We start from the raw sequence: 23,109 nt of genomic DNA on the forward strand, positions 1-23,109 counted from the left end.
TGTTGTCAATGAATGTAAACAACACCTAGTCATCAGCGCTAAATTCTGCTGGGCATTCAAGTTTGGCATATGCCTTGCCATTGATGTCAAACAAATGCGCGGCACCGGCTTGCGCCGCCGCACTAATCGTTTCACCAAGTTTTACCCGGCTGTGCCCCGGCCCGCGCACTGTAAAACGGTCCTCATTCGGAAGTTTCAAATACAGATACGTAGAGTCGCCAAGTTTCTCGACCACATCAACCTCGCCCGTCACCGAAACGGCTCCCGTCTCGCCCAGCGATAGATGTTCGGGGCGAATGCCCATCTCGACATCCTTGCCGATATCACCAGCCGGAACATCGAATGGCAGAATGGCTTTGGCTCCCCCCGGAACGGTGACGGTCACCTTGCCCGGCTCAACCGCATCAATCCGCACCGTGGTGAAATTCATCGCTGGTGACCCGATGAACCCCGCGACAAAACGGGTTTGCGGATGATGATAAAGCTGCATCGGTGACCCGACCTGCTCGACATTACCAGCATTCAGAACAACGATCTTGTCGGCCAGTGTCATGGCCTCGACCTGATCGTGGGTGACATAAACGATCGTCGATTTTAGTTTCTGATGCAGCTTCGCAATTTCAAGACGCGTCTGAACACGCAGGGCCGCATCCAGATTGGAAAGTGGTTCATCAAACAGAAAGACCTTTGGCTGGCGCACAATTGCCCGCCCGATGGCAACACGCTGGCGCTGCCCGCCAGACAGTTCCGACGGACGGCGATCCAGCAATTGATCAAGTTGCAGGATACGGGCGGCTTCTCGCACGCGCTGATCAATCGCCCCTTTGTCGTGATTGGCCAGTTTCAAGCCGAATGCCATGTTCTTATAGACCGTCATATGCGGATAAAGCGCATAGGACTGAAACACCATGGCAATCCCGCGATCACGCGGGCTTTTGGCGTTGACCACATCCCCGTCAATCATCAAATCGCCACCGGTGATATCTTCCAAACCGGCAATGATGCGCAGCAAGGTCGATTTACCACAGCCCGACGGACCAACGAAGACAACGAACTCGCCATCCTCAACATCCAGATCAATGCCATGCAGCACATCAACAGCGCCATAGCTTTTGCGAATCTGGTCCAGTTTCAAATCAGCCATTTAAAATGCTCCTGTCACACCAACAATCATTTCACCGCGCCAGATGTCAGGCCGCGAATGAGCTGTCGGGAGAAAATCAGATAAAGGATCATGATCGGAATGATCGCAAGGCTCAGCGACGCCAGAACAGCGTTCCAGTCGGTCACGTATTGACCAATGAACTGCTGAATACCCAGCGTGATCGTCTGCTTGCCATCGCCGGGCGCCAGAATCAGCGGGAACCAAAGATCGTTCCAGATCGGGATCATGGTAAAAACGGCAACGGTTGCCACGGCAGGCCGGATCAGCGGCAAAATGATCGCAAAGAAAATCTTGAATTCACCTACTCCGTCGCAACGGGCGGCTTCTTTCAGGTCTTTGGGAATCTGATGCATGAATTCCGTCAGGATAAAGATTGCCAGCGGCAATCCTTGCGCCACATAGACCAACACAAGTGCTGTCAATGTGTTGATCAGGCCCAAATCAACAATCAGGTTCAGGATCGACACCGACCCCAAGCGGATCGGCACCATAATACCAATCGCCAGATAAAGGGCCAACCAGGTGCTACCGGGGAACTTGTATTCCGACAAGGCCCATGCGGCCATCGCACCCAACAGCAAGACAACGGCAATCGTTATGATCGTGACGCTGAAGCTGTTGAAAAAAAACACCTCGAAATTTGATTTCGCCAAAACTTTGGTGAAACCCTCAAGGCTAAAGGTCTCGGCATTGGGCAGGCCCATCGGATCGCGGAAAATGCCCTTGCGGGTTTTGAATGCGTTGATGATCACAAGGAAGATCGGATACAGCGCCACCAGCGTATAGGTCATCAGGATTGCATGCACGATCACTGCCCGTGACATATCTTCCCTGCGGATATTTTTCGTCATCATCTTGCCGTTCCCTTACAACTGGTAGCGCGCCAAACGGCGCTGCACGGCGAACAGATAGAAAAGAACCCCGGCAAGAATGATCAGAAACATCAATGACGCGACAGTCGCGCCAAGGCTTGGATTGCCAAGCTGCAACTGATAGCCAAAGAAAGTCCGATAGAACAATGTGCCCATGATATCGGTCGAGAAATTCGGCCCGGCCAGCGCACCTTTTACCGCATATATCAAATCGAATGCATTGAAATTGCCCACAAATGTCAGGATCGACACCATGGCAACTGTCGGCAGAACTAAGGGTAACTTGATATGCCAGAACACTTCGAAATGGGTCGCACCGTCAACGATTGCGGCATCAACCAAATCGTCAGGTATCGCCAATAGGGCAGCATAAATCAGCATTAAGGGGATACCAACCCACTGCCAGACCGAGATAAAGGAAAGCGTGATCAAGGCCGATCCTTCCTTGCCAAGCCACGGTCCGAACAATGATTTTAATCCAAAAATATCAAGGATATCGGTACCAACGCCCCAAACCGGGCTAAGGATCAACTGCCAGATAAAGCCGACAATCACCACCGAAAGCATGGTCGGCATGATCATCAAGGTGCGGTAACTGTTGCGAAACTTTAATTGCGGCAGGCTTAGTATCCCCGCAAGCGCGATCCCGATCGGGTTCTGCACCAGCATATGCACCGCAAAGAATTTCATATTGTTCCAGAAACTGTTCCAGAACGTCGCCGACCAGTCGGGATCGCCCAAAATGGTCCGATAGTTATCAAAACCGACAAAAGCCAGTTCCTCGCCACTTGGCGCGGCATAGAAGCTAAGCCGAATGGAATCGATCAGCGGATAGATCATGAACAACGAGTAGATGATCGTCGCGGGTGCCAAAAAGGCAAACACAGGCAGTTTTGCCTTGCGCCAATCGGTCATGGGCCCGGAATGCGCCATACCTTATCCTGTCTTTCCGAAATTAAGCCAACGGAGACCGGGGTCTCCGGTCAATATTCGTCCCGATTGATGATGGCAGCCATAGCCTGATTTGTCAGTCAACACATTGCATGAAAATCAGAAACAACCATCCGGAACCATGCCGGCAGATAGGCAGATAAAAGAATGGCAGGCGCAAAAATCGCCTGCCATCTGAAATCAGGCCTTACTGATGCGGGGCATACCACTTGGCAAGACCGGCTTCGGCAGATTTACCTGCTTCTTCCGGGCTGAGCGTGCCGTTGATAACCTGTGCGGAAAGGTTCCACAGTTCGTTTTCAAGGTTCGGCGTGCCACGTGACAGGATCTGATACGAGTTACGAATGGTAGACTCGCATTTCTGGCGCCAGCTGACGAATTCGTTGGCAACCGGATCGCTGATCTCGACCTTGTGGTTCGACAACGAGAAGAACCCCGGAAGCGCGTTCGAATAAAGCGATGCGAACTCGGAACCGGTCATCCATTCTAAGAAAACCTTGGCTTCGGCTGCATTTGGCGATTTGGCATTCAGACCAAGCGCAATATCGGTGTGATCACTGATATAGCAGGTATCCGAACCAGCGGCAGCTGGCGGCGGGAAAGCACCGAATTTGAAATCGGCCTGACTGTTAAACAGTGAAATATCCCACGACCCTGCCGGATAAATAGCAGCACGGCCAAGCGAGAACAGGTTCTGTGCATCCGGATATGAAATGGCTTCATAACCATCTGGCAGATAGTTCGACCAACTTGCCAGTTCAGCAAAGGTATCGACATACGGTTTGTCGGTGAATTTCGCACTGCCATCAATCAGGGCTTTGCGGCCTTCTTCACCCTTCCAATAGTTCGGGCCAATATTCTGGAAGCCCATGGTTGCGGCCTCCCACTGATCGGCCGTACCCATTGCCATCGGAGCATAACTGCCTTCTTCCTTGATCTTATCAAGGACGGCATAAAATTCTTCGCGGGTTGTCGGTACTTCGACGCCCGCTTCCTCAAAGGCTTCCTTGTTATAGATGAACCCGTGGATAACGGAGGCCATCGGCAAACAGAAAGTCACGGAACCATCATCGGTCTGCCAGGCAGATTTCGCAACCGACGAGAAATTATCCATGCCCTTAAGGTCATCAAGAGCCGCAAGATTGCCCTGTTTGTAAAGTTCAAGCGACGCGTCAAACGGGCGACAAGTGATCAAATCACCTGCGGTTCCACCGGCCAGCTTGGCATTGACCGTGGCGTTATATTCGGTCGGCGCACTCGGCTTGAAACTTACCTGAATATCAGGATGAACCTTGTTGAATGCCGGAATGATTTTGTCGTTCCAGATATCAATATCGTCGTTGCGCCAGCTCTCAATCACGAGCTCACCAGCAGATGCCATCAACGGAACCAGGGCGACACTTGCCGCCAGGGCCGCTGCCAAGCCTTTTGCAAACACTTTATTCGACATTTATGCCTCCTCTGATCAATGTCGGCGAACCGGCATCCCTGCAGATGTCAGTCCTTATACTCAAGCGCTGTCCGGAGATTTCCGTTAAACATCGCAAGAATCTCTTTGGCTCTCGCGCTTTCATGCCCTTTGGCAATCAAAACCGCGATGCGGATATCAAATTGTGCATGTTCAAGCGCGTTTTCGGCGGTAACCGGATCACAGCAGGCAATATGCCCGGTGATACGGATCGCACGGTCACGCAACTTGATGTTCTCGGCGCGCATACCCACCATCAGGTTGTCAAAAAGGCGCCCAAGCTTGTTCATGACAAGTGATGAAAGAATATTGATCGCCGCCTTCTGCGCCGTCCCGGCCCCCATGCGAGTCGAACCGGCGATGACCTCGGGGGCGCTATCAAGGAAAATACCGCACTCGGCCGCCGTCAAAAGCCTGCCATCGGGATTATTGCAAATACCAACGGTAAAGGCCCCGCAGTCACGTGCACGTTCAACAGCGCGCAACGTATAAGGCGTCGAACCACTGGCTGCGACGGCAATGATGGCATCGCCTTCGCCAATATTATGCTGGGTAATTTCGTTCTCGGCGGCTTGCGCGTCATCTTCGGCGGAATTAAACACACCCGGCGCGCTTTGCACCCCGCCAGCCAACATGACAATCGTCATATCTTCGGGCCAGCCAAACGTCCCGCCAAGCTCCTTGGCATCCTGCCAGGCCACCGTACCAGACGTCCCCGCCCCGACATAAACGAGACGCCCGCCGCCCCCCAGGCGACGTGCTATCCCATTTGCGGCTGTCGCCAAATCCGTCAGGACCGGACCCAGCGATGCGACCGCGCGCATCTGACCTTCCCACAAGGCCATCAGGAAATCGGCGTCGGACCATTGATCCAACCCGGCAAAGCGCATATCGAAATCTTCAGTGCGTGATGCCATTTTCCAATCCCCCTCTCTTAATTAAATACCATTATGATACCATCGACACAAGCCACTTCCTGAATATTTCACAAGAATCACTCATCTACACTTAATAAATTAATTTAAATCAATAGATTAATAGAAAATTTGACTTAATGACTACAGAACACACCCCAAACACATAAGACAAAAATGGAACCATAATTATAGTCAGTGGATTTATATTGGTATTGATTTTTAAGATACCACTCTGCTATGATCCCAGCAATTAGGGATGGGCGACATGCAAACCTTACACAAAGAAAAGCTTTATCTTGGCATTGATGGTGGCGGCACACGTTGCCGCGCACGTATTGTCAATGATGCTGGCATTGTTTTGGGTGAAGCAACACGCGGGGGCGCCAATACCCGCCTTGGCATAGACCATGTCTTTGGCGAAATCATTGCGACCGCAACCATGGCACTTGACGAAGCCGGTCTTGCAAAACCCCGCCTTGCCGATTTGCATGCCGGATTGGGACTGGCGGGACTGTCGCTGGAACGCGAGCGCAAACTTGCCAAAGCTTATAAACATCCCTTTGCCAGCGCCTGTTTTGCGACCGACGCCTATACTGCATGTCTTGGCGCACATAATGGCGCAGATGGTGCCATCCTCATTGTTGGCACGGGAACTTGTGGTCAGGCAATTGTCAAAGGCCGCGAATTGGCATTAGCTGGCTGGGGTTTTGAAATTTCCGATATCGGCAGCGGCGCCCACATCGGGCGATGCGCCATTGAAACCGCCCTGCTCGCCCATGAAACTCTGGTGCCATCATCTGATCTGACGCGCGCCATCATGAAACATTTCAACGACACCCCCGAAAAGATCGTCGCCTTTGCTGAAAAAGCACGCCCCGCTGACTATGGCACCTTCTGCCCGATGGTATTCGATGCCGATCTTAACGGCGACACCATTGCCGCCAATATCATTGATCTGGCGGTTACGGCCAATCGTAACATCCTGCGCAAGCTTCGGGATTTCGGCGCAGAACAGCTGTCATTAATGGGCGGGCTTTCCGATCAAATGACCAAACGCATGCCAGACGATATCCGCGTCGCATTGGTGCCCGCCCAAAATGACGCCCTGCATGGGGCCATTCTGCTGGCACAAAATCATCACAAGGTGTCCGCATGATCAGTACAGCCGACGTCATCGCCAGCCTGCGTGCCCGCGACATCGAAAACATCGGTCACGGCCCGCTTTATCGTCGTCTGCAAACCGCGCTTAAGGCAGTCATTGATGACGGCATCCTGAAAATTGACGACGCCCTGCCAAGCGAACGCGATCTGGCCAACGAACTGGGCATTTCACGCGTGACTGTGCGTAATGCCATGCGCGCCCTGGTCGAAGAAGGCGTTCTGGTCCAGCGCCACGGTGCGGGCACCTTTGTCGCACCGCGCGTTGAACAGGCTCTGTCGCGCTTAACATCCTTTACCGAGGATATGATCACACGTGGCATGAACCCGGGGGCCATCTGGATTGAAAAAACCCTTGGTCATGCCTCGCCCGAAGAAGCCATGGCGCTCAACCTGTCACCCGGTACCGAAGTTACCCGGTTGCGGCGTTTGCGGACGGCCAATGACAAACCGATGGCGCTTGAATATGCGGTGGTACCGCGCGCCTTTTTGCCAAGCCCGGACGACGTCGAAAAATCGCTTTATGATGCACTGGCAAAATACGGCAAGAAACCGGAACGCGCCCTTCAACGTCTTCGTGCCGAACTGTTTGACGGTGAAACTGCCAAAATCCTTGGCGTTCCCGATGGCAGTGCAGCGCTTTATATCGAACGACGCTCGTTCCTGGCGGACGGCACCCCGGTCGAATTCACCCGTTCTTATTACCGTGGCGACAGTTACGACTTTATCGCTGAAATGCAGGTCGATGCGCGCTGACACAGATCGCGTTGCACGGTCCAGATACACAAGGAAATATTTCGATATGAGCACACGCTGGACCCCAAAAACCCAGATGGGCCGCGAATTGGCAGAAGCCCCGGTTGTTGTTGGCAAACAGCTTGCCCATAACAAGGCGACAATTGAGGTCTTGATTGCCGATCTGCGTGCCAATCCGCCGAAATTTGTCGTGACCTGTGGCCGGGGCAGTTCCGACCATGCAACGCTTTATGCAAAATACCTGATCGAAAGCCAGCTTGGCATTCCGGTAGTTTCAGCCGCACCGTCGATTGTGTCGATCTATAATCGCTCCATCGCCAGCAAAGACGCGCTTTTCATTGCAGTCTCCCAATCGGGAAAAAGCCCCGATCTTGTCAAAAACGCCGAGGCCGCCCGTAATGCCGGGGCGCGCACGGTTGCCTTGGTCAATGTTATCGACTCACCACTTGCCAAAACCGTTGATCACGTCATTCCGCTAATGGCAGGCCCGGAAACCAGTGTTGCCGCCACCAAATCCTATATTGCCACCCTATCGGCCATCGCCCAGATTGTCGGCGGCTGGACCGGGGATTTGGCATTTAACACCGCCCTTGCCACCCTGCCCGCATCGCTTGAAAAAGCGCTTGCCATGGATTGGCTTGATGCGGCCGATGCCATTGCCAAATCAAACGGCCTTTATGTCATCGGTCGAGGTCCGGCCTTTGCCATCGCGCAGGAAGCCGCCCTTAAATTCAAGGAAACCAGCAGCCTGCACGCCGAAGCTTTCAGCGCAGCCGAGGTTAAACACGGCCCGATGGCACTGGTGACCAAGGACTTCCCGATGCTGGTTTTCTCTCAACAAGATGCGTCACGTGACAGTGTCGAGGATTTCCTGAAGGAAATGCGGGCCAAGACCGACAATCTGTTTGCGGCTGAAACCGGCTTTGCCGATATCAAAGGCCATCTGCCGGTGGTCGAAGACATCCATCCGCTTTTGGCCCCTATCGCCATGATCCAGACTTTCTATACACTGGCCGAACATGTCGCACTGGCACGCGGATGCAATCCGGATGCACCGCCGCATCTTTCCAAAGTGACGGAGACTCACTAATGACCAATTTTGCCATTACAAATGCACGTGTTTTCGACGGCAGCGAATTTCATACCGGCAAAGCTGTTATCATTCGGAATGGCAAGGTCGATGCAATTATCAATTCCCGCAATATTCCGTCGGATATAGCGGGAATTGACGCCCAAAATCAGATCCTTGCCCCCGGCCTGATTGATGTACAGGTCAATGGCGGCGGTGGTGTGCTGTTAAATGACGAACCCAATGTTGATGGCGTACGTGCCATCATGGCGGCCCATCGTAAATTCGGCACCACGGCAATGCTGCCGACCCTGATCACGGATCACCGCGAAAAGATGGATCTGGCCATCACCGCCGTAACCGATGCGATCCATCAGGAAGTCCCGGGCATTGTCGGCATTCATCTTGAAGGGCCGTATCTGAATGCCGAACGCAAGGGTGTTCATGATCCCAATATCATCCGTCCGATGGAAGACGACGCGATTGAACTGCTAACCCGGTTGCCCAATGGCCGCATTCTTGTGACCATGGCCCCGGAAAAAGCCGCAACAGGCACAATCGCCAAACTTGCTGAACGTGGTGTTTTGGTATGTGCCGGACATACTGCTGGCACATATAACGACATACAGGCCGCCATCAGCGAAGGTTTGCGGGGCTTTACCCATCTGTTTAACGCCATGAGCCCGATGTCGCATCGTGAACCCGGTGTTGCCGGGGCCGCCATGGCCGATGACAGCACATGGTGTGGCCTGATTGCCGACGGGTATCATGTTCACCCGGCCGTGCTTAAAATTGCCATTCATGCCAAGGCTACCGGCAAGATCATGCTTGTCACTGACGCCATGCCGACAGTGGGCGCTGCAAACAAACGGTTTGTTCTGGGCGGCGAAGAAATCACTGCGACTGATGGCCGATGCGCATTGGCCGATGGCACACTCGCCGGGTCCGATCTTGATATGATTTCGGCGGTCAAAAACTGCGTTGAAATGGTCGGAATTGACCTTGGCGAAGCTTTGCGCATGGCATCACTTTACCCGGCCGAATTCCTTAAGCTTGCCGATGTTATGGGGCGGATCGCACCGGGATATCAGGCTGATATGATCCTGTTTGACGACCACTACACCGTCACGCGAAGCTGGATCAAAGGCACGGAATAGTATTGCAATAACAAAACACTAAATATATTTCAGGAGGCACTGCATGAAACCGATCCGTATCCTTGTCGTTGGTCTTGGCAATATGGGATTGTCGCACGCCAAAGCCTATCACGCCCTGGACGGATACGAGATCGTCGGGTTATGTGCGCGCTCTGAAATCCCTGCTGACAAATTGCCGGACGGTTTTGATGCCTATCCGCAATTCACCGATTTCGACACAGCATTGGCAAAAACCAACCCCGATGCGGTATCGATCAACACCTATACCGAAACCCATGCGGATTTTGCCATTGCGGCGTTTGAATCCGGGGCGCATGTCTTTATCGAAAAACCACTTGCCGCGACGGCGGTTGATGCAGAACGCGTTGTTACGGCGGCAAAGAAGCATGATCGCAAACTGGTAATCGGCTATATCCTGCGCCATCACCCGTCATGGGCAAAATTTGTCGAAGTTGCCAAAACACTGGGCAAACCGCTGGTCATGCGCATGAACCTCAACCAGCAAAGCAGTGGCGCGTTTTGGGAAACCCACAAACGCCTGCTGAACAGCGTTTCACCGATTGTCGATTGCGGTGTGCATTACCTTGATATGATGTGCCTGATGACCGGGGCAAAACCGGTTTCGGTCAGTGCAATTGGCGTGCGCCTGTCGGATGAAGTCGCCCCACAAATGTATAACTATGGCCAACTTCAGGTTCGCTTTGATGATGGTTCGGTTGGCTGGTACGAGGCAGGCTGGGGTCCGATGATCAGCGAAACAGCCTTCTTTGTGAAGGACGTGATCGGCCCCAAAGGTTGCGTTTCAATCACCGACGTCGAAGAAAAAGGTGCCGGTTCGGCTGATATCGACACCCACACCAAGACCAATGCCTTAAAGCTTCATCATGCTGCCACAAATTCTGCCGGAAAATTCACACATTTGGACGAAATCATCCGCACAGATGACGAGCCCGATCATGACGGCCTGTGTCTGCGTGAACAGCAATTTTTCCTAAAGTCTATAACAGAAAACCTTGACCTTACGCAGCATATGGAAGATGCATTGGGCTCCTTACGGATCGCCCTCGCTGCGGATCAATCGGTACGCACGGGGGAAACAATAATACTCTGACCCCCAGGAGGAGTACCCACATGCCTTCCGTTAAACCCGGTGTTGTTACCGGTTCTGCCTATCGTGACCTTGTCGCTGCCTGCAAACAGGACGGTTACGCCCTTCCCGCCGTCAATATCACATCGTCCAGCACGATGAATGCCGCCCTTGAGGCCGCTGCAAATGCCGGTTCTGACATCATCATTCAGCTTTCGAATGGTGGTGCACAGTTCTTTGCCGGCAAGGGCATCAAGGATGCTGCGGCTGCCCGCGTTGTGGGCGCCGTTTCGGCCGCACGTCATGCCCAGCTTATGGCTGAGTATTATGGTGTTGCCGTCGTCATGCATACCGACCACGCGAACCGCAAGTTCGTGCCATGGGTCGATGAAATGCTGAAATGGAGCGAAAAGGCCTATGCCGAAACCGGCAAGGCGCTTTACAGCTCGCATATGCTTGACCTGTCCGAAGAAGCACTGGAAGACAATCTGTCGACCAGTGAAACCTTCCTTAAGCGTATGTCCGCCATCGAAATGAGCCTGGAAATCGAACTGGGCGTCACCGGCGGTGAAGAAGACGGCATTGGTCATGAACTCGACACCAGCAGTGACGAGATTGATCCGCGCCTTTATACCCGTCCCGAAGAAGTCGAAGAAGCCTATCGTCGCCTTGCGCCGCTGGGTCACTTCTCGGTCGCGGCGGCATTTGGCAATGTTCACGGCGTCTATAAGCCGGGCAACGTCAAATTGCGTCCGGAAATCCTTTTGGAATCCCAGAAATACGTTTCCGAAAAACATGGCCTTGGCGACCGTCCGCTGGACTTCGTCTTCCATGGCGGTTCGGGTTCGGAAAAAGAAAAAATCGAAGAAGCCGTCGGGTATGGCGTTTTCAAGATGAATATCGATACCGATACCCAATTCGCCTATTCGCACCCGGTCGGCGGCTATGTTGAAGCACATTCACGTGCCTTCAAATATCAAGTCGATCCGGAAACCGGCCAGCCTTATAAAAAATTCTATGACCCGCGCGTCTGGGTCCGCGAAGCCGAACTTTCGATGGCTGCACGCCTCGAAGAAGCCTTCAAAGATCTTGGTGCCACCGGTCGTTCGGTCACCAAAGGCTGATAAAGCCCGCGACCAAAAAAACCTATCAACCCGCCGGATCTTTCCGGCGGGTTTTTTCGTGGCATAACTTGCGCATCTGCAAAAACAAACTACTCCTGACAAATACTGACAGGAACTGTCAGGGGTGCGCTTGCGTATATGGAATGGCTCCTCTATACATTTCCCCGAACATTACAGGAACAAAAGGCCGGTCATGCTGACGAAAATTTCGGTTCGCGGTGCGAAAGAGCACAATCTGCAAAACATTGATGTTGAATTGCCCCGCGATTCACTGGTGGTGATTACCGGCCTGTCTGGATCAGGCAAAAGCTCGCTGGCGTTTGACACGATCTATGCCGAAGGCCAGCGCCGCTATGTCGAAAGCCTGTCGGCCTATGCGCGCCAGTTCCTTGAACTGATGCAAAAACCCGATGTTGAATATATCGGTGGCTTGTCTCCTGCCATTTCGATTGAGCAAAAAACCACATCACGTAACCCGCGTTCGACCGTTGGTACCGTCACCGAGATTTATGACTATATGCGCCTTCTTTGGGCGCGCGTTGGCATCCCCTATTCCCCGGCGACCGGTCTTCCAATTGTCAGTCAGTCCGTCTCGCAGATGGTTGACCGCGTCATGGAAATGCCCGAAGGCACGCGGTTGTACCTTTTGGCGCCGTTCGTGCGTGGCCGCAAAGGCGAATACAAAAAAGAACTGCGCGATCTGCGCACGCGCGGTTTTCAGCGCGTCAAGATCGACGGCGAAATGTATGACATCGACGATGCCCCGGACCTGAACAAGAAACTGAAACACGATATCTCGGTCGTCGTGGATCGCCTGATCGTCAAGGACGGCATTGCGACCCGTCTGGCCGACAGTTTTGAAACGGCCCTTGAACTCACCGATGGCATTGTTCTGACCGAAGATGCCAAAACCGGTGAAACAACCGTATTCTCGGCCAAGTTCGCCTGCCCGGTATCTGGTTTCACAATCGAAGAAATCGAACCGCGCCTGTTTTCGTTCAACAATCCGTTTGGTGCCTGCCCGGCCTGTGATGGTCTTGGCACCCAAATGGAATTTGATTCCGAACTGGTCGTTCCTGATCGCAGCAAAACCCTTGATGATGGTGCCGTTGCCCCCTGGGCCAGTTCGACCTCGAAATATTACCAGCAAACACTGCGTGCGATTGCCAAGCATTTCGGCTTCAAGACCAATGTCGCATGGGAAAAGCTTCCAAAGACCGCTCAGGATATCATCCTGCATGGCTCGGGCGACGAAGACGTTACCGTAACCTATGACGATGGATCGCGAAGCTATAAGGTTTCCCGTCCGTTCGAAGGTGTTATTCCCAATATGGCACGTCGCTGGCGCGAAACCGACAGCCAGTGGGCACGTGACGAATTGTCAAAATACCAGACGATTTCAAGTTGCCCGACCTGTCATGGTCAACGCCTGAAACCCGAAGCACTGGCTGTAAAGATCGATAAATCAACGATCTCGGATATTACCGCCTTGTCGATTGGCAAGGCCGCTGACTGGTTCGAAACCCTTGAAGCCAAGCTGAACCCCAAAGAAACCGAAATTGCCCGGCGCATCTTGCGTGAAATCAATGATCGCCTGCGCTTCCTGCGTGATGTCGGGCTGGATTATTTGTCGATGTCGCGCACATCGGGCACACTTTCGGGCGGTGAAAGCCAGCGTATCCGTCTGGCATCCCAAATCGGGTCCGGCCTGACGGGTGTTTTATATGTGCTGGATGAACCGTCTATCGGCCTGCATCAGCGCGATAACGATCGCTTGCTTGAGACCCTGAAACGTCTGCGCGATTTGGGCAACACCGTGATTGTCGTCGAACATGACGAAGACGCCATTCGGGCGGCTGACTATGTTGTTGATATGGGACCGGGGGCTGGCATTCATGGCGGACACATCGTTGCCGAAGGCACCCCGGAACAGATTCAGCAAAACCCCAACAGCCTAACCGGTAAATACCTGACCGGGGTTGAACAGATTGCAATCCCCAAGGAACGACGCAAGGGCAACAAGAAATCAATTTCAATCAAGGGTGCGCGCGCCAACAACCTGCAAGGTATCGATGTTAATTTTCCGCTGGGCAAGTTCATTTGCGTCACCGGTGTGTCGGGTGGCGGCAAATCCAGCCTTGTTATCGAAACGCTGTATAAGGCGCTGGCCAAACGCATGCACAACGCACGCAATCAGCCCGGTGCCCATGATGCAATTACCGGGATCGAACATATCGATAAAATCATCGATATCGACCAAAGCCCGATTGGCCGGACACCGCGCTCCAACCCGGTGACTTATACCGGGGCCTTCACCCCGATCCGCGAATGGTTCGCCCAACTGCCCGAGGCAAAGACCCGTGGGTACAAGCCCGGTCGTTTCTCGTTCAACGTCAAAGGCGGACGCTGTGAATCCTGTCAGGGCGATGGCCTGATCAAGATCGAAATGCACTTTTTGCCCGATGTCTATGTCACCTGCGACCAATGCAAGGGCAAACGATACAACCGTGAAACATTGGAAATATCGTTTAAAGGCAAATCGATATCCGATATTCTTGATATGACGGTCGAAGAAGGTGCTGATTTCTTTAAGGCCGTCCCGTCAATCCGCGACAAGATGGAAACCTTAAAACAGGTCGGGCTTAGCTATATCCATCTGGGCCAACAGGCGACAACCCTTTCAGGCGGCGAGGCGCAGCGTGTAAAGCTTGCCAAGGAACTGTCAAAACGGGCCACAGGACGCACGCTTTATATCCTTGATGAACCGACTACTGGCCTTCATTTCCATGACATTCGAAAACTTTTGGAAGTGCTGCACACTATTGTCGATCAGGGCAATACGGTCGTCGTGATCGAACATAACCTTGATGTCATCAAGACCGCTGACTGGATCATCGATATTGGGCCCGAAGGCGGTGATGGCGGTGGTCAGCTTGTTGGATGTGGTACGCCAGAAGACATCATGGCCAATGATGCCAGCTATACCGGCAAATATCTGAAACGCCACCTTGGTGTGAAATAGGCAAAACAATATCAGACAATGCGATGCGGGCACCCTGCCCGCATCGCGGCTTAACCCGCGTCAACCCGATCTTCGACCCGTTTGACCAAGGCGGTGCTTAATCGCTCGCTAAAGCCTGACAGGAACGCCAGCACCAACACAATTGAAATCTGCTGTCCGGCACCCGCAGTTGTGCCAATCTGATCCATATCGGAAATATTGTGTAATTGATCAAGCGGGATCGGCAAAATCCCAGCCCGAAGCGCCAGCAGTACAATCAGTGCAAAGCAAAAGCCAAGACATGGCCGGAACAGGAAATTGAAAAACACAGATGCCGGTTCCATTTCCGACCAATCCACATCCTTGCCCAATCGCATCATCATGCTGACCAGTGCACCAATCGCGCCAAAACTACCGACAAAGAACAACAGGTCATAGCTAAAGCCGAAAAGCTTGCCATGCCCCGTACTGACAAATTGATCGGCCTGCAAAAACAGCATCACCGCAAACACCAACAGGACCGGCGATAACGCCAGTGCGATTGCGGCCACCCGCAAGGAGCGGAAAAACGCCTGTTGCGTGCTGTTAAGCTGAGTGCGCCCGCCCGAAAGGTCGGACAAATAACCATGAACGAAACCATCCCGCCCCTGATTAAGAGCAAGCAACATCACTATCGCATCGGATGTTTTGTGCATCTGGGCGGTCGGATCAAAGCCATCGTCCTTGCGCCACCAGCGCAGAAATGACCGCATAACAAGTGACGCCCGCCAGCCTTGCCGGGTGGCAACAACATAATCGATCATGTTTTCAACATCGGAACTGCCAAACTGATTGGCACCGATATCGCCAAATGGAAAGGCAATCCGCCCAATCGTTGCCGCCGCATTCTGGGCACTTACATTCGCGGTGCTGGGCTGACCGTCATCGGGCACACAATCCACCGTCACGGCATGTCTGGAACGCCGGGTCGGGACAAGCCCCATCACCGGGCAATGGGCAGGATCATAACCATAGGGTCGATGCGGATAGCTCATTATGCTGTCCTTGTGATGGGGGCAAACGGGCTGTGTCTGGCGATTAAGACGATGGCGCAGGCTGTTTGTGAAAAATTCGTGCCCAATGGATGATATGATGGGTCAAAGTGGTGCAATTCACTTGAAATATGACCGCCTGCACCGCTATGTCTGTGCCAGAGTTTCATATCCATTTGCGCCAAGGAGTTCACAACCGTGAGCACGGTCAAACCCGTTCATATCATCGGTGCCGGTCTGGCCGGTAGCGAAGCCGCCTGGCAGTTGGCCGAGGCAGGCATTCCCGTCATCCTGCATGAAATGCGCCCGACCCGCCCGACCGATGCCCATCATACCGATAAATGCGCCGAACTGGTCTGTTCCAATTCGTTCCGGTCTGATGACAAGGAATATAACGCCGTTGGCCTGATCCATGATGAAATGCGTCGTGCCGGATCGCTGATCATCCGTTGTGCTGATGCGCATAAAGTCCCGGCCGGTGCCGCCCTTGCAGTTGATCGTGAAGGTTTCTCGCAGGCTGTCACGGACGAGCTGATGAACCACCCGCTGATCACGATGGAACGCGGCGAAGTCGATGGCCTGCCGCCCAAAGAATGGGAAAGCACGATCATTGCAACCGGCCCGCTGACGTCAACTGCGCTTGCCGAAGGCATCCGCACGGCAACCGGCGAAGAAAGCTTGGCCTTCTTTGATGCTATTGCCCCGATTGTCTATAAGGAAAGCATCAATTTCGAAAAGGCATGGTTCCAGTCGCGCTATGACAAGGGCGATGGCAAGGATTACATCAACTGCCCGATGAACGAAGCGCAATACAACGCCTTCATTGATGCGCTGATTGACGGCGACAAAACCGAGTTCAAGGAATGGGAAAAAGACACCCCCTATTTCGATGGATGCCTGCCGATTGAAGTCATGGCCGAACGCGGCCGAGAAACCCTTCGTCATGGTCCGATGAAACCGGTTGGCCTGACCAACCCGCATGACCCAACCCACAAGCCGCGCGCGATCGTACAACTGCGTCAGGACAATGCGCTGGGCACGCTTTACAACATTGTCGGCTTCCAGACCAAATTGAAATACGGCGCACAGGCCGATGTATTCCGAATGATACCGGGACTTGAAAACGCTGAATTCGCCCGCCTTGGCGGCATTCATCGCAATACATTCCTGAATTCGCCGCGTCTGCTAGATGAAACGCTGCGTCTTAAGGCGCGCCCTGATATCCGCTTTGCCGGTCAGATCACCGGGTGCGAGGGCTATGTCGAAAGTGCTGCTGTCGGCCTGATGGTCGGTCGGTTTACCGCCGCCCAAAAACAGGAAAAAACCATCCCCGCCCCACCGATTGCAACCGCAATGGGCGCCCTTTTAAATCACATCACCGGGGGGGCAGATGAAAGCACCTTCCAGCCGATGAATGTTAATTTCGGGCTATTCCCCGAGCTTGAACTGACCAAACGGGTCAAGGGACGTGATCGCAAAAAACTTTATACCGACCGCGCCATTCCGCTGTTTGACGACTGGTTGTCAACCATCAACGCGGCATAAACGCGCCAAACAAAAAGGGCTGCATCCGATAATGCGGCCCTTTATTTTGGCACTTATTGCTCGTTATTGACCATTATTGACGCATAAGCTTGCCGGTCACATCGCGGATCGGCACGCCATCGCGGAACCGTTTGAACACAAGATCCAAGTTGCCGTATTCGTCCAGGCTGCGTTCATAAACCTGCATTTCATAACCACCGTTATCGGTGATATAAAGCGCATGCACGGTCAAAGTCTTGTCAACGATCCGGGCCCAGACAAAGGGTTCCCCCTGCAAGGGATCATTTGGCACCCGTTTACCAAACAGGCCGGTGCGCATTGCACTGCCATAAATTTCAGGGCGATCCGTCGCAAAAAACTCGATATTCAGCGACACGGTCTTTTCCCGACCGTCAGCCTTGTGAATAACGGTTGACCAATCAATGATAAATCCGCGTTTGGTTTGTTTGATCTGAACATCAAGATCACGCGCCTTAAGTTCTTCTTCGGCATTGGCAATTGATGTTCCGTGATAGTCGCCAACAAAGGGATAAATGCCGCCAGCCTGACAGGGCGACGGAACCACAAGCCACATGACCAAAAGCACACCAAACAGCCCCAAAGCTTTTTTCGGCGCATGCAAATTCATCATGTTCGACCTCGTTATGTTGATTTTCATCGGGTCCGACGCCATTAACAAGCATCTTGGACAAACGCTAACATGGAGCTTATGAAAATGTCCTATCCATTCCATCTATTTAGATAAGAATTTTGCAATATCCAGCCAGATGTCATCGCATAGTTCAATAACGGCGCAGCATCGCATTCAGGGTCAGGCGGACACTCGCCGGACGGGCCAGACCGAATTCGGCGCTGAACGGATCAAAATCCGCCTTTGACAATTTGCGCAAATACCCATCTGCCAGAACCACAGGCAGGGCCGCCGCAATGGCCTTTTTCGGCAGGCTCTTGCGAAGTTTACGAGCATCCCTGATCCGTTGCCTTGCCAGTTCTGCAACCTCGCGCGTCAATGCCTTGACCGGGTCTGTCTTGCGAAATTCAAAAATATCGCCCTGTCCAACAACATGTTGGGTCATCCGGTCTTGCGGCAGATAAATTCGCTTCGTCCGGCCGTGGAATACTATCGCCCGTAAAATCCCGACCAGCCCATAAGCATTTCCGGCAAGGCGGGCGGCTTCCCTGGCGTCCGGGTCTGTGGCCCCCAGAAGTTTGGCTGCCATCACCGCCAGATGGCCTGATGTCTGGTCAATATACTGATCCAGATCGGCCTGATTTTCCGGTGCTTTATCCGCCAAATCAAACTCGCGCGCCGTAATCAAGGTTTCCAGATCAGCAACGTCTATCTGGTGGGTTTGGATCAGAACGGATAACGGTTCAACCACTTCGTGCTTGCGGATTTTGCCCTGCGAAATCTCGGTCAGCGTATCGCGCCACCATTGCAACCGAATATGTCCCAACATTGTGTCGCTGACCATTTCACGGGTTTTCGACACCTCCTGATTAAAGGCATAAAGCGTAAACAGGGCTTCGCGCGCGGTTGGGATCGCAAACAACGAACACAAGAACCGGTCCTTGTCATTGCGACGGACATAATCCGCGCAATAGGAAAGTTTGGGCGTATCATTCATGGCGGGTTATCCGGTCTTGCGCATTTGTGCGCAATTATCTTTGACATTCACGATCATCATATTTCCGGACAATGTTTTGGCAAAAAGCACACAGCAATGCCATGTGCAAAGAAACGATTGAAACAACAGGACGGCAGTAAAAACAACCAAACGAATAACATCATAAACTACATGTCCGCCACCGGCCTTGTTGCCCGGCCCCGTCATTTGATCCATGACGTCAGCATCGCTGCATTTATGTAAAGTTGTGATTTCATTCATAACTTCGCGTCTAATCTGTTGTCAGGGTTGGTATTGCCATCCTTGGTTCGAACACTAAATTAACGGTTCCCGTTGCAAATTGTTTCTTGCGGCCCCTGTATAACAACTAAAACAGGACAAGCATATGGCATCATTCGAAGCCCCCAGACTTCATGTCATTGGCGCCGGTTTGGCCGGGTCTGCACTGGCGACCCAAATGGCGCAGGATGGGGTTTGCGTAACCCTTTATGATGCCAATGAACCATTTGCCAGCCGTTGGACGCGCGGGATGAAAACCGCCCCCGAAGACCACAAGGTTGCCGAACCTGAAATTTTTTATGATCCCAACGGTCTCGTCCACGCATTCTTCGCCCAGTGGCCGGAAATCCCGGCAAAACTGGTCCGCCCCGCACATGCTGTGCTTGGTCTGAAACATCCCAAACGCGGTCCCGCAATCATCAATCTTGATCGTGGCATCGCCCCGGCTTTGATCAAGCGCCGACCAACCGCTTTTGCACGTATTTTCACAGCCGTAAACCTGTGGTTTTCCCGCTATGCCGCTGAGGACCGCCGCGTCAAACCACGTAACAACATTTCCGACCTGACGGAAACACAACAAAGTCGGGTCGCGACTTATCATCAGGATGCACTTGCAACATTGGCCGAAGTTTTATTTTCAATGCCTGCCCATAATTGTTCGGCTGCCTTGCTCGGCCGGGCGTTGTTGCCCGGGATTGGCGATCTGCGTCGCCACATCACCAACCATGCATTTGCGGCCATTGATCCGATCATCCTTAATGATATCGCCCTGCCCATCCTTCGGGATCACTTTGTTACGACGGGGGGAAAAATCGTCGACGGTATGACGCTTGGCAACATCGACAGCACGGGTTTTAACGCCACGAACCTTCTTTTTGGGGACACGCAAATTGAAATTCGCCCGCAGGATGCCATTGTATTGGCCCTGCATCCAAGGCCACTTTGTGACGCCGTCCCCGATATCGGCATGCCACCGGCCCCGGCCCATCGCCGGGCCTTCGTTTTCGAAGCCAAAAAAAACTTTGCCGAGCCCTGCTGCGTCCTGACTGGTGACGATCTTGTCCGCGCAATTTACTGCAATCGCCGCCATATTCAGGTCAGCATAAATAGCAGCCTGACCCTGCCGATTGACAGCACCGCCGATCAGTTTGCCGCAACCATCTGGCAACGCACTGTTGAATTATGCGCCCAGCACCTGAACCTTGATCTGACATCCCGCACCAAGATTACAAAAAACAGCCTTTGCCCCGTTTTCAGCTATGTCGATTGCGAGGCCCCCTTTCCAGAACTAAGCCCCGGTGTCGCGGCCCTTCGCCATCGATTGCGCCCGCCATGGCGCAACCTGTTTTTATGTGGCGATTCCTTTCCGGCGGATTATCCCCCCGGGCCGGCTGCTGTTATCGCAAGCGTGCTCGAAGTCCGCACCAAATTGCATGATTTTTTCAAAACCAAGCGGGATACGAGGCGCATCACCGATCTTAATCAGACCGCGATCAATGCCGCAGCCACCCGACGCGCTTCCGATACCAAAACGTTATAGGTACGGCATGCCGCCCCCGTATCCATCGGTTCGATGACGACGCCATGCTTGCGTAACGCAATGCGCCACTCGGCCGGAAGTGGCTTCATCGTTTTTCCCATACCAAGCAACAGAATGTCGATTTCCTCTGATTCCTCAACCACACGGGCAAAGGCATCAAGGTCAATTTGATCAACACTGGCATATGGCCATGCATAAACATTTTTGGGAAACAGCAGAACAGATCCGGTAACGACTTCTTCACCAAACCGAAACAGCCCGTCGCCATAACTGGTGACGATCTTGCGGCCCTCAGCAACCAGCGGGCTTACTTCAAAAGACATATTAGCCCCCTTTGACGTGACGTCATAAACTTCCTCCGGATTTGAATATATTTCAACGAGATCCGGCGCGTTCTGTCGTTTTTTTCCCGCGCCACAAGATGAACATCCCGGAAACGACGACGATACCACATCCAATCAACATCGGCATATCGAGCTCTTCGCCAAACAGAAACACACCCAAGGCGATACCAAACAGCAATCGTGTATACCTGAATGGTGTGACAGCGGAAACGTCGCCGCTACGCATCGCTTTCATCAAGGCAGCATAGGCAAAAATCCCCATCAGGATCGCGCCCGTAAAATAGAAAAGGCTCTGTTGGTCGGGCCAGGTGAATGCTTTCCCATCCCAAACAGAAAACAGTGCTCCGGCCAGAATGATGGCAACGAAGCCGTAAAAACCCAGAATAGATGTGCCAAGCGAAATCGGCGCTGCCCGGCTGGCAAGATCCCGTCCGGCAAAGCCGATTGTTCCAATCACCGCAAGCATCGACAACGCGGAAAAGCCATCCGCCGTCGGGCGCAAAATGATGAACACACCGATCATGCCTGCCAGAATGGCCGCCCATCTTCGCCATCCGACCTTTTCGCCGAAAAGGATAGCAGCACCAAGGACCACGATGATCGGTGTTGCCTGAAGAATGGCCGTGGTTGACGAAAGAGGCGTCAACGCAAGCGCAAGCACATAGAACAGACGCCCGATGACCTCGAACACGATCCGAACACACATCGGCCGCGACAGGACAGCAGGGTTCAGCAACCGCTTGTTCTGTGCACGGGCGATGACCGCAAACAAAAATGCGCCCCCAAGGCCGAACAGGATTAAAACCTGCCCCACAGGATGCGTTGCCGAGACAGCCTTAACAAATCCGTCTTCCACAGCAAACGCGGCCATTGCCGCCATCATCCAAAGGCTGCCATGCAAATTTGCGCGATGATTGTTGCTTGCGTCCATATGAAGCGTCATGGGCTGGAACCAGTTTTTTATAGGTTTTCAACGGCTTGCATGGGTCCTGCCCTAAGGAATACACAGGAAAAAGGCCGGATTGTTGTTACACAAACCCGGCCTTTCTGTAAATGCTTGTAAGGCTGACCCGAACGATCAGGCGCCCGCTTGCGGGGCTTCTTCACCTTCGGGGATTTTGCGGCGCAAATTCAGCACGATCAACAACGGCGATGCCACGCAGATCGATGAATATGTCCCGATCACAATCCCAAAGATCAATGCCATCGTGAAACCACGGATCGCCTCGCCACCGAATGCAAACAGCGCAATCAATGCCAGCAACGTGGTGAACGACGTCATGGTCGTCCGCGACAGGGTCGAATTAATCGACAGATCAAGAAGTTCAGGAATATCCATCTTGCGGAACTTGCGCAGATATTCGCGAATACGGTCAAACACAACCACCGTATCGTTGATCGAATAACCGGCAACCGTCAGAACAGCGGCAAGGGTCGCAAGATCGAACTGAACGCCGGTAACCACAAAGAACCCGACCGTGATTAAAACGTCATGCAGAAGTGCCACAACCGATGCCACGGCAAACTGCCACTCAAACCGGAACCAGATATAGATCATAATCAGCAAAAGCGCGATCACGACCGAATAGGTCCCAGCTTGCTTCAGCTCGCCACCGACCTTCGGACCAACCAATTCACTGCGTCGAATGGTGACATTTTCGCCCAGTGCCTTGGTGACAGTTGCCAAGGCAGCCATCTGGGCCTTTTCATCACCATCCTGACGCTGTAACTGAATCAGAACGTCATCAGAGGACCCGAATTCCTGGATCGACACATCGCCAAGGCCAAGCGATCCAAGATTGTTGCGAAGCCCGCTAATATCGGCCGGGCCGTCGGTTTTGATTTCAATAAGAATGCCGCCCCGGAAATCGATCCCGAAATTCAGCCCCTTGGCAAAAAACAAACCGACAGATACCAGCACCATCAGCAGCGACACGATATAGAAAATCTTCCGGAACTTCAGGAACGGGATGTTCACGTCATCCGGAACAAGATGCAACGGTTTCATAATTTTGCT

General features: G+C 53.0%; 20 protein-coding genes. 9 read left to right on the plus strand and 11 right to left on the minus strand.

The window, feature by feature from the left end:
• Window positions 1-25: 25 nt before the first annotated feature.
• The 5 genes from TALK_RS20260 to TALK_RS20280 form a co-directional block, all read right to left on the minus strand.
• Window positions 26-1,144: an ABC transporter ATP-binding protein gene (locus TALK_RS20260; RefSeq protein WP_085620987.1), complete on the minus strand. Its 1,119-nt coding sequence runs from the start codon at window positions 1,142-1,144 to the stop codon at window positions 26-28.
• Between the two features lie 26 nt (window positions 1,145-1,170).
• Window positions 1,171-2,019 (minus strand): carbohydrate ABC transporter permease, encoded by an 849-nt coding sequence (locus tag TALK_RS20265; RefSeq protein WP_085620988.1) that lies wholly within the window; start codon window positions 2,017-2,019, stop codon window positions 1,171-1,173.
• Window positions 2,020-2,031: 12 nt separating this feature from the next.
• Window positions 2,032-2,970 (minus strand): carbohydrate ABC transporter permease, encoded by a 939-nt coding sequence (locus TALK_RS20270; protein ID WP_085620989.1) that lies wholly within the window; start codon window positions 2,968-2,970, stop codon window positions 2,032-2,034.
• 205 nt (window positions 2,971-3,175) lie between these two features.
• A complete protein-coding gene (locus tag TALK_RS20275) occupies window positions 3,176-4,438 on the minus strand; it encodes an ABC transporter substrate-binding protein (RefSeq protein ID WP_085620990.1) in 1,263 nt (420 codons plus the stop codon).
• 47 nt (window positions 4,439-4,485) lie between these two features.
• A complete protein-coding gene (locus TALK_RS20280) occupies window positions 4,486-5,373 on the minus strand; it encodes an N-acetylmuramic acid 6-phosphate etherase (protein ID WP_085620991.1) in 888 nt (295 codons plus the stop codon).
• A 265-nt stretch (window positions 5,374-5,638) separates the two neighbouring features.
• On the opposite strand from TALK_RS20280, the gene TALK_RS20285 reads away from it, so the two are divergent.
• From TALK_RS20285 to uvrA, 7 genes are all read left to right on the plus strand, one after another.
• Window positions 5,639-6,529, plus strand: a complete 891-nt coding sequence (locus TALK_RS20285) for a glucosamine kinase nucleotide-binding domain-containing protein (protein ID WP_085621033.1) — start codon at window positions 5,639-5,641, stop codon at window positions 6,527-6,529.
• A complete protein-coding gene (locus TALK_RS20290; protein ID WP_085620992.1) occupies window positions 6,526-7,287 on the plus strand; it encodes a GntR family transcriptional regulator in 762 nt (253 codons plus the stop codon). The genes TALK_RS20285 and TALK_RS20290 overlap by 4 nt, the downstream gene beginning before the upstream one ends.
• A gap of 46 nt (window positions 7,288-7,333) precedes the next feature.
• Complete coding sequence (locus tag TALK_RS20295) at window positions 7,334-8,377, plus strand: SIS domain-containing protein (RefSeq protein ID WP_085620993.1); 1,044 nt, start codon at window positions 7,334-7,336, stop codon at window positions 8,375-8,377.
• A complete protein-coding gene (nagA, locus tag TALK_RS20300) occupies window positions 8,377-9,513 on the plus strand; it encodes an N-acetylglucosamine-6-phosphate deacetylase (protein WP_085620994.1) in 1,137 nt (378 codons plus the stop codon). Before TALK_RS20295 ends, nagA begins: the two co-directional genes overlap by 1 nt.
• Window positions 9,514-9,556: 43 nt before the next feature.
• Window positions 9,557-10,624, plus strand: coding sequence for a Gfo/Idh/MocA family protein (locus TALK_RS20305; RefSeq protein ID WP_085620995.1), 1,068 nt, complete (start codon window positions 9,557-9,559; stop codon window positions 10,622-10,624).
• Window positions 10,625-10,644: 20 nt separating this feature from the next.
• Complete coding sequence (gene fbaA, locus TALK_RS20310; protein ID WP_085620996.1) at window positions 10,645-11,724, plus strand: class II fructose-bisphosphate aldolase; 1,080 nt, start codon at window positions 10,645-10,647, stop codon at window positions 11,722-11,724.
• A gap of 193 nt (window positions 11,725-11,917) precedes the next feature.
• Window positions 11,918-14,746, plus strand: coding sequence for an excinuclease ABC subunit UvrA (gene uvrA, locus TALK_RS20315; protein ID WP_085620997.1), 2,829 nt, complete (start codon window positions 11,918-11,920; stop codon window positions 14,744-14,746).
• 50 nt (window positions 14,747-14,796) lie between these two features.
• Here the strand turns inward: uvrA and TALK_RS20320 are convergent, their stop codons facing one another.
• Window positions 14,797-15,759, minus strand: a complete 963-nt coding sequence (locus tag TALK_RS20320; protein ID WP_085620998.1) for a hypothetical protein — start codon at window positions 15,757-15,759, stop codon at window positions 14,797-14,799.
• 195 nt (window positions 15,760-15,954) lie between these two features.
• Between TALK_RS20320 and trmFO the strand changes: the two genes are divergently transcribed.
• Window positions 15,955-17,301: a methylenetetrahydrofolate--tRNA-(uracil(54)-C(5))-methyltransferase (FADH(2)-oxidizing) TrmFO gene (gene trmFO / locus TALK_RS20325; RefSeq protein WP_085620999.1), complete on the plus strand. Its 1,347-nt coding sequence runs from the start codon at window positions 15,955-15,957 to the stop codon at window positions 17,299-17,301.
• 73 nt (window positions 17,302-17,374) lie between these two features.
• On the opposite strand, the gene TALK_RS20330 is transcribed toward trmFO, so the two are convergent.
• Together TALK_RS20330 and TALK_RS20335 are read right to left on the minus strand one after the other, a co-directional pair.
• Complete coding sequence (locus tag TALK_RS20330; protein WP_085621034.1) at window positions 17,375-17,932, minus strand: hypothetical protein; 558 nt, start codon at window positions 17,930-17,932, stop codon at window positions 17,375-17,377.
• A 151-nt stretch (window positions 17,933-18,083) separates the two neighbouring features.
• Entirely contained in the window at window positions 18,084-18,929 is an 846-nt protein-coding gene (locus TALK_RS20335; RefSeq protein WP_085621000.1) for a phytoene/squalene synthase family protein, read from the minus strand.
• A 385-nt stretch (window positions 18,930-19,314) separates the two neighbouring features.
• On the opposite strand from TALK_RS20335, the gene TALK_RS20345 reads away from it, so the two are divergent.
• Window positions 19,315-20,748, plus strand: a complete 1,434-nt coding sequence (locus TALK_RS20345) for an NAD(P)-binding protein (protein WP_139833897.1) — start codon at window positions 19,315-19,317, stop codon at window positions 20,746-20,748.
• Here the strand turns inward: TALK_RS20345 and TALK_RS20350 are convergent.
• The 3 genes from TALK_RS20350 to secF all read right to left on the minus strand — a co-directional run bounded on the left by TALK_RS20350 (window position 20,691) and on the right by secF (window position 23,100).
• Window positions 20,691-21,071: an Mth938-like domain-containing protein gene (locus TALK_RS20350; RefSeq protein WP_085621002.1), complete on the minus strand. Its 381-nt coding sequence runs from the start codon at window positions 21,069-21,071 to the stop codon at window positions 20,691-20,693. The two genes, TALK_RS20345 and TALK_RS20350, sit on opposite strands and share 58 nt — an antisense overlap.
• 52 nt (window positions 21,072-21,123) lie before the next feature.
• Window positions 21,124-22,035 carry a DMT family transporter gene (locus TALK_RS20355; protein ID WP_169715083.1) on the minus strand — a complete coding sequence of 304 codons (912 nt, stop codon included), beginning with the start codon at window positions 22,033-22,035 and terminating at the stop codon, window positions 21,124-21,126.
• A 135-nt stretch (window positions 22,036-22,170) separates the two neighbouring features.
• Complete coding sequence (gene secF, locus TALK_RS20360; protein ID WP_085621003.1) at window positions 22,171-23,100, minus strand: protein translocase subunit SecF; 930 nt, start codon at window positions 23,098-23,100, stop codon at window positions 22,171-22,173.
• Between the last annotated feature and the right edge of the window lie 9 nt (window positions 23,101-23,109).

This window comes from Thalassospira alkalitolerans (genome assembly GCF_002115745.1).
GTDB classification, from domain to species: domain Bacteria; phylum Pseudomonadota; class Alphaproteobacteria; order Rhodospirillales; family Thalassospiraceae; genus Thalassospira; species Thalassospira alkalitolerans.